A 12,251-nucleotide genomic window follows, 5' to 3' on the forward strand; every position below is an offset into this window, starting at 1 on the left:
TGGCTAACAAATCCTTAACCAATTGATGGGAATGTACTTGCCTGATCGGAAACAATTGGCCAAGTGGGTGGCATGTTACCATATAGTTTGTTTAAAATTGTAACCAGCCTGTCCGACATTCTCCGCCAACTTGAGGCCATGGGAATTCGGGTTGAGGTTGGTGACGACTTCGCCAAGTACCGCGCATACCGGAGCAAGCAGCTTGACCGGGGTGCGATTTATCCGATGTTCGATGTCGCGAGTTCGTACATCGAACGAACGAACGGCTTCTGGATTTGCGGTTTTGACTCAGACGGTGAGCTGATCCACACGCAGGCAGTGCGGCTCCTCGATCTGTCGGACGTTTCGCTTGCCGCACATCTGAACGACCACCGCCACAAATACATCACCCCAGATACAACGCCTGATCCGGATCTTACTTTCTACTCGGGTCCGGAAGCCCTCGACAGCATCACGGGACAGGTCTGTTATCAGGGGGATTTCTGGCTCCGTGCCAACGGTCTTGGGGGGCCACGCAGCCAGGGTGCGACCGAACTTTTGTCGCGTGTTCTGTTCGAGATTATGGTCGGCGCCTGGAACCCGTCCTTTGTCTTTGCCTTCGTGCCCAAACGATTGGGGGCGAAGGGCGCCCACCTTCGGTACGGCTATACGCATTGCGAACTTGGTCGATGGCTGGGACCGGACCAACAGGTAACTGAAGAAGAATATCTGATCTGGATGGGAGCCAAAGACATGGCCAACATGCTTGCACCGGCGCCGGAAAACCGTCACCGCGCGCTCGGAGTTGCGACGGCCCCCACCACCACATCTCCTGACGCAAAGGGCCATCTCAACGCACGTGCAAATGTCTGATCGGCGGGATTGATCCAATGACATCCCATATGCCGGACATCGAGAAAACGGCCTCCACTGCCGCGTCACCGCGCAAAGCGATATTCGGTCCAATCGTCGCAAACGTTGCGTTTGTGATGGAGCTCACGCTGGTTCCATTGCTCTTGCCAGCAATCCAGATGCAGTTCGGCCTGTCGATTGGCGCGCTGGCCTGGGTCTTCAACGCCTACGGCATCGCGGTTGCAATCGGGGTTCTTCTCGGAGGCTGGTGCGGCGACGCCTTCAATACTAGGAAAGTCTTTGGCTACGGTGTCGTCTGTTTCGCTGCGGGATCGCTGGTGGTTGCCGCCGCTGAGAGTTTTGAGATGCTCATCATCGGGCGTATCGTGCAAGGCCTCGGTGCGGGCATCTTTTCACCGCTTGTTCCCATTCTCCTGACACAGGCCGCATCGCTGAAACCCGGGCGGGCGCTCATCGTCTGGGGCAGTATTTCAGGCTATGTTGCGGCCTTCGCACCGCTCTTCTATGGCAGCTTCCTCGGCCAATATGGATGGAAAATCGCGTTCATTTTTATCGCATTCTTGGCGGCAATCGCATGGTCGATCCTGAACGGATCGCAAACCGACGACGCGCCTACGCCAGATCCAGGTCGGACGAAGGACTACTCGGAGTTTTTTCGCGCCCGTAATCTCTGGGTGACATTCCTCTATGTGTTCTGCACTTATGGATCGATCACCTACTATCTTTTCCGCCTCCCGGTCTGGCTGTCCGAAAATGACGTGGAGGCAACGAGCGTTGGCTTTGTGCTTTCAACCATGTGGCTGACATTCTCCGGTTTGAGCACTCTTTTGCGAAACATGGTGGATGGGCCTCGTCTTCGGGTGATTATGTTGGCCGCCCCGCTTCTCATTGTTGCAGGATTTCCGCTTTTGTACTCTGGCGATAGTCTCTTGCTGCTCGTATTGTCGTCGGTTCTCGTCGGCTCAGGTCTGGCCTGCAGCAATGCACCATCGACGCAATTGATCCTGAAGTTCGCGCCGAAGGGGATGCGCGCCGTGTCGACAAGCCTGGATATCACCTTTGCGCGCGTCGGTGGAATCGCGGCAGTTGCTTTCCTCGCAGACACCGAGTTTGCCTATGCTGCGGTCGCGATAGGCGGTTCCTGTCTGATCGCAGCCATTTGCGCGCTTACGGCGAACAAAGGGATTGCGGAGGACAGATGACTTCCCGATCGGCGCCGCGGCCCTGTTTTTCGTTTTCAAAAAGCCCGTTGTCCGCGCCGGTCTAATCCGCATATTGGTCACATGATCAACTGCTGCTTTTGCTGATACCGCAAACCTTTGCGAATGCGGCATGCTTATCGCTGCGATCCAGCCCATTTCGCCAAGCCGAGAAGGGCGTGTTGGTTGAACGCATGGGCTCAGCTGGACGTAAATCGGCAGGGTTCGAGAGACGCTTTCGAACCGCGATGCGTTTTCTCTCAAGCCCCTGCAATATTTGGGAAGGTCCAAGGTTGGACGACTGACATACCGTCCTTTTCAGCCCCGTTGCCCGACACCAAAACAAAGATTTCGAACCGCAAAAACCACTATAGATTTCAGAGCTATAGACGATCTTTCCGACCCTGAAAAAGCAATGGCGAGCCCTGAAGGATTCGAACCCTCGACCTGCCGATTAGAAGTCGGCTGCTCTATCCAGCTGAGCTAAGGGCCCGTTGCTGCGCGACATCTAAACGATCAACGGCGGGCAGGCAAGACGCAGGCATACACTCTGTGGCAGAGACTTTCTTCCAATGGGTGAGGCGGGTCCGAAGACCAACCGCTTTCGAAAACCAAGCTGCTGGCGTGACGCGCATTCGCCGAACCAAAGGGCATAGGTTATTGCTTTTTTGGTAACACCACTGGCGGCCGAGGGCTTGCAAACTGCAGTGATCAGGCCAGTCGCTGCGATATCCCCTGAGCTTTCAGCACAAGACGCAAGATCACATTGATGGGGCGCTGCTGATTGTGGCGGGTTTGGCGCCTCCGCTTCGCGGCGAGCAGGTGGAGTTATCGGTCAAGCAGCTTCCCGAAAAAGGTCTCACCTATGTGACTTTGACCATCTTTCCGTCGTCGCTCACGCGCGAATTGCGCAGGGCGGAGGGTGTCATGCCCACATGTTTCTTGAACGCCTTGTAGAAGGAGGATTTCGAATTGAAGCCGACGTCATAGGCAATCGCCAGAACGGTTTCTTCGGAATTCTCTATCCGCTCGACAGCGTCTTCGATCCGCCAGCGGTTCACGTAGTCAAAGAAATTCGTGCCGATGGTTTCGTTCAGGGTCTGTGAAAGGTAGTTCGATGTCACCCCGATGTGCTTGGACAGATCCCACAGCGACAGGTTGGGGTCGCGGTAGAGAAGACTGTTCTGCATTGCCGACCGGATCTTGCGCGCCAGCCGCTGCGCCTGCTCTTCGGAGAGGGCGGATCGTTCGTATTTCTGACCGTTCACCACCGATACCTGTTCTTCCCGCGTGTCGGAGGTTCTTTCGCGGATAAGCCCCGGTTTCTGCCGAAATCCCCAAAGCGCCAGAACCCAGACCACCGCGGTATTGACCAGCACATCAATTACCGGTTGCTCCAACACACTGGTTGGCAGGATCTGCACGCCAAGCAGTTGCACCAGCACATTCGCCACGTTGAAGATCAAAAAGCAGCCACAAACGATGCTGATCCACCACACCCAATAGAGCTCTCGGTGTTCGGTGCTTGAAAACAGGTCCTTCAGCCTTGTGTTGTAGAACGTCAGCAGCCGGATGATCAGGACCACATAGAAACCCACCTGCGCGTAGAAAAGAATCGTCAGCGCCCAGATGGCAAAGATGATGATCGGGACCAGCGCATGATCCGATGTGCCCTCCGCCTCCAGAGTTTCGTAGACATCGTACGGCAGGATCAGGAGCAACACCGAAACACAAAGACCGTACATGGCGGGCACGGCATGCAGGACCTTGTATCTCAAGTCGGAAAAACTGTCTTCGGTTGTCAGCCCGCGCACATAGAGCCAGAACAGCGGCGCCAGCATCATCGAAAACGGCAGGTTGAGCGGTGCCAACAGCATGATGAATTCGTCCATGCCGCGCTGCGTGGCGATCACATTCAGGATGGTCGGAGCGGAGGATGCGGCCTCGGCGACGAAAAACAGGCCAAGGGGCCAGTAGATCTGCCTGTGCTGTTTTTTCAAAAGCAGGACATTGGCGCAGAAAATCGACACGCCGAGCATGAAACTGCAAAACCCAAAATACAGTAATTCTTCACCGGACATGTTCGAGCCTCTGACTGTTCACGACCTCATATCGGTCAGTGGGGCATTTCTCATCCTGTAACCTGTCTTCGCGTACACGCAAGGACCAGAATAGCCGCAGTCTCACGCCCCGAAAATCCGACGATTTGTCCCGCCTCATTGGCATTCGTCTTGGACATTTCTTTCAGCTTTGGAGTGTCCGCGTATGGTTTTCACCGACACTACCGGACGACTATCCCGTTTCGAAATGACAAAAAGCCATGGGCTCGAATGTCCGAACCAAACATAAGCCAAGAAAAAATCCGGAGCAGTCAAAGTGAATTCGATCAGTACCCCGATCCCCGCGCGCCTGAAAACAGACGGCGGGGTCAAACCTCTTCAGCCCCTCACGCTGGTAGTGGAGATGCTTGCGCCGATGGCGCTCTTCGTGGGCGTCGTCCTCATTATCCAGATCGACGTGAGATTTCTTGGAAACGGCCTGCGTGAAAATTCGATGACCGAGCTTTCTCAAAGCGCGCTTCTGATTTTTTCCGCAAAGGTTTTCGCGATGCGCGCCTGTCAGGACGTCGGATCGCGCGGCTATCTGATCCTGGTGGCGACGCTGTTTGCCTGCATGTTCGTACGCGAGAACGATGGGTTTCTGGACCATATCCGACATGGCTTCTGGGTCTTTCCTGCCATGTGTGTCGCGATTGCAGGCGGCCTGTCGGCCCTGCATTGTCGGGACAGCATCGTCATCCCCTTCCTGCGCCACTTCGAGCAGCGCGAGACAACTTACATCTTCATCGGTCTCTTGGTGGTGCTGGTGTTCAGTCGCCTCTTTGGCACAACATCGCTGTGGCAGCCCCTCATGGCGGACGCCTATGACGCATCGTTCAAGACGGTTGTGCAGGAGGGGCTTGAGCTGCTCGGCTACGCGCTGATCGCCTACGGGTCCGCGCGTTTGTCCGCGCGCCAGTTGGCTCAAGCGGGCTGAATGCAGGGATTTGCCCGCTTGTCTGGTGCCACCGGGCAGCATAGGTCGCGATGCTGCCCGGCGCTTTGGTCGTCAGAACTTGTATATGACGGCGATGCCAGCCGATGCCTGGCTGCCCCTTTCCGTCAATGGGCTGTCGTCATAAGCGCTGCCAAATCGTTCGTAGGACAGCGAGCCGACAACGGCGGTCTTATCCGACACCGGAACAGTGGCTGACACCTGAGCGACGGGGCTGAAGGTCGACCCGGGCGCATAAGCGCCGCGCAGGGCATTGGCTTCGCTTGCGGACACGCCAACGAGATAGTCATTCAGATCGCCGCTGCGGTAGCGGACACCCAGGGAGGCATCGAAATGAACACGGCCCGAAGAGAAGCTTCTGCCAAGATGTACCTGCGCCTCATACCCGTCGTGCTCTGAGGATACGTCATGCAGAAAGGACCCCTGTAGATAGAGGTCCCGCGCAAGGGACTGGCGGGCGGAGAAGCCCACTTCGAAGGCCGTATCGCGATCAAGGCCCTGAAAGAGCGCAGTGTCCGGGAAATCAGGGTCCCCGCGTGGGCTGAGATGCAGGTTGAAGCCAAGTTGGTCGGTGTTCACCAGTTTATAGGCAATCCCGTCAAAGCCGATGTGAAATCTCTCTGTGTCGTAGGCAATAAAGGGAAATCCGCTCAGGCTGTTGCCATCGTCGCGGTAGAGTTCCGTTTGCGCGCCAAGGCCGACCCCAATGGTCCATTCGCCTTCGGCCAGGGCGGCCGATGACAGGCCAAAAACTGTGCAAATAGATACAATCAGCGTGTTGCTGTTTTTCATAGTGTGGTTCCAGTGATGTGTTTGATGGTTGTCGAAACTTAGGTGGTCTTTTGCGGGCTAGTGCCAGTTGCTCCTGGGCAAAGCGCCGATGCTCCTAAGAACATGTCGTGCTGTTTCCTGGCGCTTGCGCCGGTCCGTCGGATGGATCATGTCGAGATTGACGGCGAAAACATGGGTCTGTTGCCGGGGGTGCGCCTGTTCCACCCAGCCCACGCACCAACCGATGTCAGGGTGCGTGCCGCGCGGGCCCCACCCGGTTTTGGCAAAGAACTTCCAGTCAGGCCCACTGTCTTCCAGCATGACGTGCCGCGCGTGTTCCTGTGCCTTCTGGGACAAGGGCAGGTCGCTTGAAACCAGCCGCGATAGGAAGTCGACTTGTTCCATCGCCGAGATTTTAAGGGGGCCGCGTGACCAATAGCTTGTCAGGTCGGGAACCCGTCCGACCGCGCGGTTGCCATACGCCAGCTTTTCCATCCAGCGTGACATTTCCGCGTGGCCGACCGATTTTGCAATGTCCTGATAGACGCGGATCACCGACCCCTTGAAGGCCTCCCGGAGCGTTTGATCTATGTGCCAGGCGTCGACAAATCCCGTTTCTCCACGCCATGGGACAACCTCATCAGGCGCGGCAATCCCCGCTTCCAATGCGATAAGGGTGTGGGGGATGTCTGCCGTGGAGGCGGGAATAAATGCCTGTCTGGCCCGCGCCGGATTGCTGACCCACAGGTGCCCGTCATTCAAGCGGCGGACCACGACGGTTGATGTTCGTATGTTGATGCCCAAATTCCAGACCGCATCAGACATATCGGTCGGCCCGATGTATTCTTGCGCCGCGGCGTTCAGCGGTGTGCATATTGCCATGGTTCTGAACCTGCCTTTCCATTCGTTTCTTTTTTTGCGTGTCGCGGGATTGACGCCCCGCGGATCGTGAACGTAGCCAGCCATCCTGGTGCGCTGCGGTGAGGACAGGCGAGGATCAGTGGCAATGACCATCTCGCGTGCATCTCGGCGACCCGCTTCGCGCCGTTTCTTGTCCTGGACCTCCTTTCAGATTGATGTTTATGTCCCGACTGGAACTGCTCTTCTCACGGCGTGATTGATACGGACAAAGCGCCTGTGTCGTCGTCCGATCCAATGGGCGCGGACACGGATCGAGGCCGTATCCGTCGGGAGAGACCCGCGTCTCCCTGCGCGCGCTCGGACGGGTGGCCACCTAGGGTGTCAGGATTGGTCGTAACCATCCCCACCCGAACCGGATGTTTCGGTGGGAGCCGCTTTGGCAAAGGATGTGGGCTGACCGCCAAATTTCGCTGCCGGGATGAGCCCTATGCCACCTCTCTGACGTCCTGACTTCAGCAAACCGTTTCATCTACTCATAAAAGTGCAGTCTGTGCAGAGGACGGCTGAGGCGGAAAATCCCGACTTTGATGACAAAGTGCTGAGACTCATTCTAGAATGTAATCCATGCAATCCGGTCTTGAGCGTCAAATACAGAATTTCGATGGTGTTGCCGTTTCAATACTGTCGGAGGCGCGCGTTGCCTGCACAAGTGCGAGCAGTTATTTTGATGACCTAGTATCATTGTGTTTTGATCCTAGACCGCTTGTTTCGAATGGAGCCACTTGGATCCTTAAGGCCGAAATCGAAGAAGGAGCGCGATTGGCACCCGGCTTGGTTGAACGCGTTGTTGATTCACTGGAGCGCCTTCAGTCTTGGCAAGCAAAACTCCACATTTGCCAATCAGTTGAGGGCTTTCAGTTTACAGCAGCGCAAGCTGATCAGGTCATGCTGTGGGCTAAATCACTTTCTGACCACTCCCGCCCATTTCTAAGGGCATGGAGCCTGAATGCGAGAGTTATACTTGGGATCAGGTAAGCCAAGCTCAGACCTGCATTAATGCTTGACCTGGAGGCCGCAGATGCAGATGGAGCTGCATCAGTTCGAGCACGGGCGCGGAAACTGCGAAAGCTACTCTCTCAGCAGGCTTGAATTTTCTCAAAACTAATCGTCTTGGGTGGAATGGCATTTCCTAGGATGACGGCTTTGGACTCTGACCCGTCATCTGACACTTTTTATCGGATAGCCACATCAGCCCCGAAGCCGACATTGGATTTGAGCGGCAAAAGTCGGAATCGCGGGACATCGGTGCGGTTTGACTTTTGCTGCCGAATGTCCGCTCCTTTAGATTTCCTAGATAGGGGTACATGCCATGACAGGTCGCAATTCATGCCCTACACAAACAACATGATTACAAAAAACCGTACAAACGCGGACCATTACCTCTGGAGCGACGGGGCCTGCGACGGATGGCGGCTACTCGACGGTAACGATCTCAGCGTGATCGAAGAGAGGATGCCCCCGGGGACTGCCGAGGTCATGCACTTCCATGAGCGGGCCAACCAAGTCTTTTACGTTTTGTCCGGTACTCTGACGCTGAAGGTTGGCGAGAAGTTGGAGCATCTATCGTCTGGAGACAGCTTCAACGTTTGTCCTGGACAGCGACATCAGGCGCGCAACGAGAGTAACAGCGAAGATGCGTGCTTCTTGGTGATATCCGCGCCCACAACCAAGGGCGACCGGATCCCCAGTTAGGTGTGCTCCTGTATTTGAGTGGACTCATCTAGTGGATCCTGCGTGGGAGGAAGCTGCAGAGCCGTCATTCGCGATATGTGCAGCACCGGTCACGTTGGGCTCACTCCAGATTTTCGCCATCCGGCGCGATCTGCACGCTTATAGGTCAATGACAAAACGACCATCCTTTGGACATATTTTCTCGCATCGCGAGCAGGGGGATTTGATCATGAATCCTCCGGTTGTGTCGGATGGAGGTCGAATTGCAACACTCTGGAATCCCGTGGAAATCCATTGTTCACAGGGTGTCATCTGCTTGTTACGAAAATCGCAAAGATAAAAAGCAGGTAGGCGGGTATATGAAAACGGGCTTCAGAGGCACGTTCTTGATCTCCTGGTCACAAACAGAAATCGACGGTCTGGAGGCCGCACCCATGCAGTCCTTGAGCATTGGGGCCGCATGGGCATGGCGGGGAGACACGGTCCAGGTCGATGGGCCATCTGGTGTTCTGCGGTTGGACCGGGAACACGGGTCTACAAGGCTGCGCGGGCGTGCGGCCAGGATGGTGCACCGGCTGGTGGATGCCGCGCTCGACGCGCACCCACGGGACGATCTGTGGCAAGGCAATGACATCACCAATGACGCTGACAGTAGTTTCGTCGTCACCGATGGCGCGCAACGCTACACCGTCACGGTGATTAATATCGGGCGGGGCGCACAGCCGCTCCTGATGTTTCTCGATGAAATCCCGCCCCGCGGAACGGATTTATGGATCGCGCACCATACGCTCGGGGTGAGGCCCGCAATTGGGCGCGCAGCCGATAGCGGCGGCGTGATTTGTTTCAGCCAAGGCACGCGCATCACCACGCCTACAGGCCCACGTCTGGCTGAGGATTTGCGCATTGGCGATCACGTGCTCACCAAAGACAACGGCCCACAGCCCATCGAGTGGATCGGCAGCAGGCACATGACGGGCGCCCGGCTGTTTGCGATGCCGCACCTGCGCCCGGTTCGCATTCGCATGGGCGCCTTGGGAGTCGAACGCCCCGATCAGGAACTGCTGGTGTCGCCGGAGCACCGGATGCTGATCACGGGGGCGCGCGCGCATGACCTTTTCAACACACCTGAAGTTCTGGTGGCCGCCAAGGATCTTGTTGATGGCCAGCTCATTTCGGCTGATCTGACCGTGCGGGACGTGACCTACATTCATCTGCTCCTGCCCGCCCATAATGTGGTCTGGGCCAATGGGGTCGCAACGGAGAGCTTTCACCCGGCCAATGCAGCATTCCATACGCTGGACAGCGCGGACAAGGCGCGGCTGCTTGCGCAGTATCCCGATCTGGCGAGTGATCCGCATACCTACGGCGGGTATGCGCGGCGCAATCTCACCACGTCGGAGGCGGCGCTCCTGCAGCGCGCGGCGTGATCGGACCTAGCTGTCGGCCCCCAAAACAGCGCTGATCACGGCTTTGGCGCTGTCGCTGGACCAATCCGCATCCCCTCTGAGGCGGGCCACTTCACGACCCTCGGGGTCAATCAGCACCGTGATTGGCAGTCCGAAAATACCCATCTGGCTTGCCAGTGCCTGGCGCGGGTCCTGGTGGCGGGGCAGATTTTCAACGCCGATCTCGGCAAAGAATTTCTTGATGCCTTCAGGAGAATTGCGTCCCGTCGCGATGGTGACCACCTCGAAGTCGTCGCCGCCGAATTCAGCCTGCAACTCCGACAGTTGCGGCATCTCCTTGCGGCAGGGCGCGCACCATGTGGCCCAGAAGTTCAGTAGAATGTATTTGCCTCTGTAGGCCTCAAGCGTCTCTTCACCGGCGCCGTCGGCCAGTTGATAGGCGGCGTCCGATGTCGCCTCTGGCACCTCGTGAAAGACCAGCTTTTTCATGTCGCCCGCGCGCAGAAGGGCGGCTTGGGCAAGATCTGCCTGTGCGGTGACTGGAGCCAAGATTGCGCCTGCGCCAAGGGCCGTATAAACGAGCGCAGCAATTATTCTTTTCATTTCCCCTCCGAAGGGTTCAGACCGATGACAGACACACCCGCCTCCAGTGCCGCCAACACCTCAAACAAGATGTGGGGCGGTCGTTTTGCTGCCGGTCCGGATGCGATCATGGAGGCCATCAATGCCTCCATCGGCTTCGACAAACGTATGGCAGCGCAGGATATTGCGGGCTCACGTGCGCATGCCGCGATGCTGGGGGCAACGGGCATTTTGCAAGCTAGCGATGTTGAGGCCATTCGGGAAGGCCTGCTCACAGTCTTGTCAGAAATCGAGGGCGGTACCTTTCAATTCTCCACGGCGCTGGAAGACATCCACATGAACGTCGAGGCGCGCCTGAAAGAGATCATCGGCGAACCTGCGGGGCGGCTGCACACCGGGCGCAGCCGGAACGATCAGGTGGCAACCGATTTCAAGCTTTGGGTGCGGGATCAACTGGACGCGGCGGAAGGCGGGCTGATCGCGCTGATCAAAGCGCTGTTGGCGCAGGCCGAGGCGGGTGCCGACTGGGTCATGCCGGGTTTCACCCATTTGCAGACCGCCCAGCCGGTGACATGGGGCCACCACATGATGGCCTATGTGGAGATGTTCGGGCGCGATCTCAGCCGCATGCGGGATGCGCGGGCACGGATGAACACATCGCCCCTGGGGGCCGCAGCCCTTGCGGGCACCTCTTTCCCGATTGACCGGGCCATGACGGCAGAGGCGCTTGGGTTTGATAGCCCTGCGGCAAATTCGCTGGACGCTGTCAGCGACAGGGATTTCGCACTGGAATTCCTCGGCGCGGCCAGCATTTGTGCCGTGCATCTCAGCCGGTTTGCCGAAGAACTGGTGATCTGGTCCTCGGCGCAATTCCGGTTTGTGACCTTGAGCGATCGCTTCTCCACCGGTTCCTCCATCATGCCGCAAAAGAAAAATCCGGATGCAGCGGAGCTGATCCGCGCCAAGGTCGGGCGGATATTTGGCGCCAATACCGCACTTATGATGGTGATGAAGGGACTGCCGCTGACCTATTCCAAGGACATGCAGGAAGACAAGGAGCAGGTGTTTGATGCCGCGGACAACCTGATGCTGGCGCTGGCCGCGATGACCGGCATGGTGTCCGATATGACGGCAAACCGTGACAGCCTCGCCGCCGCCGCTGGATCGGGGTTTTCCACCGCAACCGACCTGGCTGACTGGCTGGTGCGGGTTCTCGACCTGCCGTTCCGCGACGCCCATCACATCACCGGCAGTCTCGTCGCCATGGCCGAAGCCAAGGGCTGCGATTTGCCAGATCTGACCCTGGAGGATATGACATCTGTGCACGGCGGTATAACCTCAGAGGTCTTCGACGTGCTCGGGGTTGAAAACTCCGTCAACAGCCGTACGTCCTACGGGGGGACCGCACCCGCCCAGGTACGTGCCCAGATCGCCCGCTGGAAGGAGATGATCGCATGACCCGTCTGACACTCATTTTGTTGTGCACAGCGCTTGCTGCCTGCGGCGTGGATGGCGAACCGGTGGCCCCTCAGGTCAACGGGAGCGTGACCATCAATCAAAACGGTATCTATCCCAGTGCGTCCGTCGGGGTCGGCAAAGGCCCGATTTCGGTCTGGTTGGGGCTGTGATGCGTCTGGCGATCTGTGTGGGCGCTTTTGCCGCGTTGTCGGCATGCACAGGCCCTTCCGTGCCGCGCGCTGTCCCTGACACGCCCGCGCCTGAAGCTCAGGCGTCCAAGAGCAGCATCCGGGTCTCGGGCACCGCCATCATCGGCTACGTGAAGGATTGATGCGGT

At 57.5% G+C, this 12,251-nt stretch carries 12 protein-coding genes and 1 tRNA gene; 8 read left to right on the plus strand and 5 right to left on the minus strand.

Annotation, left to right across the window (positions count from 1 at the left end):
* Window positions 1-72: 72 nt before the first annotated feature.
* Together ISX84_RS17685 and ISX84_RS17690 are read left to right on the plus strand one after the other, a co-directional pair.
* A complete protein-coding gene (locus tag ISX84_RS17685) occupies window positions 73-852 on the plus strand; it encodes a hypothetical protein (protein ID WP_195821708.1) in 780 nt (259 codons plus the stop codon).
* A 158-nt stretch (window positions 853-1,010) separates the two neighbouring features.
* Window positions 1,011-2,054, plus strand: coding sequence for an MFS transporter (locus ISX84_RS17690; RefSeq protein WP_229884415.1), 1,044 nt, complete (start codon window positions 1,011-1,013; stop codon window positions 2,052-2,054).
* 413 nt (window positions 2,055-2,467) lie between these two features.
* On the opposite strand, the gene ISX84_RS17695 is transcribed toward ISX84_RS17690, so the two are convergent.
* Both ISX84_RS17695 and ISX84_RS17700 read right to left on the minus strand, forming a co-directional pair.
* Window positions 2,468-2,544 (minus strand) — tRNA-Arg (locus ISX84_RS17695).
* A gap of 370 nt (window positions 2,545-2,914) precedes the next feature.
* Complete coding sequence (locus ISX84_RS17700; protein ID WP_195821710.1) at window positions 2,915-4,132, minus strand: helix-turn-helix domain-containing protein; 1,218 nt, start codon at window positions 4,130-4,132, stop codon at window positions 2,915-2,917.
* Window positions 4,133-4,427: 295 nt separating this feature from the next.
* On the opposite strand from ISX84_RS17700, the gene ISX84_RS17705 reads away from it, so the two are divergent.
* Window positions 4,428-5,087 carry a hypothetical protein gene (locus tag ISX84_RS17705; RefSeq protein ID WP_195821711.1) on the plus strand — a complete coding sequence of 220 codons (660 nt, stop codon included), beginning with the start codon at window positions 4,428-4,430 and terminating at the stop codon, window positions 5,085-5,087.
* 72 nt (window positions 5,088-5,159) lie between these two features.
* Here the strand turns inward: ISX84_RS17705 and ISX84_RS17710 are convergent, their stop codons facing one another.
* Window positions 5,160-5,897 (minus strand): MipA/OmpV family protein, encoded by a 738-nt coding sequence (locus ISX84_RS17710; RefSeq protein WP_195821712.1) that lies wholly within the window; start codon window positions 5,895-5,897, stop codon window positions 5,160-5,162.
* Window positions 5,898-5,954: 57 nt separating this feature from the next.
* Entirely contained in the window at window positions 5,955-6,758 is an 804-nt protein-coding gene (locus ISX84_RS17715) for a class D beta-lactamase (RefSeq protein ID WP_195821713.1), read from the minus strand.
* 1,491 nt (window positions 6,759-8,249) lie between these two features.
* On the opposite strand from ISX84_RS17715, the gene ISX84_RS23410 reads away from it, so the two are divergent.
* Window positions 8,250-8,489 (plus strand): cupin domain-containing protein, encoded by a 240-nt coding sequence (locus ISX84_RS23410; RefSeq protein WP_326838769.1) that lies wholly within the window; start codon window positions 8,250-8,252, stop codon window positions 8,487-8,489.
* A 338-nt stretch (window positions 8,490-8,827) separates the two neighbouring features.
* Window positions 8,828-9,895, plus strand: coding sequence for a Hint domain-containing protein (locus tag ISX84_RS17725; protein ID WP_195821714.1), 1,068 nt, complete (start codon window positions 8,828-8,830; stop codon window positions 9,893-9,895).
* A 6-nt stretch (window positions 9,896-9,901) separates the two neighbouring features.
* On the opposite strand, the gene ISX84_RS17730 is transcribed toward ISX84_RS17725, so the two are convergent.
* Window positions 9,902-10,477: a TlpA family protein disulfide reductase gene (locus ISX84_RS17730; protein WP_195821715.1), complete on the minus strand. Its 576-nt coding sequence runs from the start codon at window positions 10,475-10,477 to the stop codon at window positions 9,902-9,904.
* A 24-nt stretch (window positions 10,478-10,501) separates the two neighbouring features.
* On the opposite strand from ISX84_RS17730, the gene argH reads away from it, so the two are divergent.
* From argH to ISX84_RS17745, 3 genes are read left to right on the plus strand one after another with little or no spacing between them, the layout of a single operon-like run.
* A complete protein-coding gene (argH, locus tag ISX84_RS17735) occupies window positions 10,502-11,914 on the plus strand; it encodes an argininosuccinate lyase (RefSeq protein ID WP_195821716.1) in 1,413 nt (470 codons plus the stop codon).
* Entirely contained in the window at window positions 11,911-12,084 is a 174-nt protein-coding gene (locus tag ISX84_RS17740) for a hypothetical protein (protein WP_195821717.1), read from the plus strand. The genes argH and ISX84_RS17740 overlap by 4 nt, the downstream gene beginning before the upstream one ends.
* Window positions 12,084-12,245 (plus strand): hypothetical protein, encoded by a 162-nt coding sequence (locus tag ISX84_RS17745; RefSeq protein ID WP_195821718.1) that lies wholly within the window; start codon window positions 12,084-12,086, stop codon window positions 12,243-12,245. Before ISX84_RS17740 ends, ISX84_RS17745 begins: the two co-directional genes overlap by 1 nt.
* Window positions 12,246-12,251: the final 6 nt, after the last annotated feature.

Source organism: Roseobacter sp. MH60115, assembly GCF_015644665.1.
In the GTDB taxonomy this organism is placed as follows: domain Bacteria; phylum Pseudomonadota; class Alphaproteobacteria; order Rhodobacterales; family Rhodobacteraceae; genus Roseobacter.

Excerpts from the sequence above, each read along its gene's own strand:
- ISX84_RS17685 (WP_195821708.1), top strand. The coding sequence starts at position 73 with ATGTTACCATATAGTTTGTTTAAAATTGTAACCAGCCTGTCCGACATT.
- ISX84_RS17690 (WP_229884415.1), top strand. The coding sequence starts at position 1,011 with ATGCAGTTCGGCCTGTCGATTGGCGCGCTGGCCTGGGTCTTCAACGCC.
- ISX84_RS17700 (WP_195821710.1), bottom strand. The coding sequence starts at position 4,132 with ATGTCCGGTGAAGAATTACTGTATTTTGGGTTTTGCAGTTTCATGCTC.
- ISX84_RS17710 (WP_195821712.1), bottom strand. The coding sequence starts at position 5,897 with ATGAAAAACAGCAACACGCTGATTGTATCTATTTGCACAGTTTTTGGC.
- ISX84_RS17715 (WP_195821713.1), bottom strand. The coding sequence starts at position 6,758 with ATGGCAATATGCACACCGCTGAACGCCGCGGCGCAAGAATACATCGGG.
- ISX84_RS23410 (WP_326838769.1), top strand. The coding sequence starts at position 8,250 with ATGCCCCCGGGGACTGCCGAGGTCATGCACTTCCATGAGCGGGCCAAC.
- ISX84_RS17725 (WP_195821714.1), top strand. The coding sequence starts at position 8,828 with ATGAAAACGGGCTTCAGAGGCACGTTCTTGATCTCCTGGTCACAAACA.
- ISX84_RS17730 (WP_195821715.1), bottom strand. The coding sequence starts at position 10,477 with ATGAAAAGAATAATTGCTGCGCTCGTTTATACGGCCCTTGGCGCAGGC.
- argH (WP_195821716.1), top strand. The coding sequence starts at position 10,502 with ATGACAGACACACCCGCCTCCAGTGCCGCCAACACCTCAAACAAGATG.
- ISX84_RS17740 (WP_195821717.1), top strand. The coding sequence starts at position 11,911 with ATGACCCGTCTGACACTCATTTTGTTGTGCACAGCGCTTGCTGCCTGC.
- ISX84_RS17745 (WP_195821718.1), top strand. The coding sequence starts at position 12,084 with ATGCGTCTGGCGATCTGTGTGGGCGCTTTTGCCGCGTTGTCGGCATGC.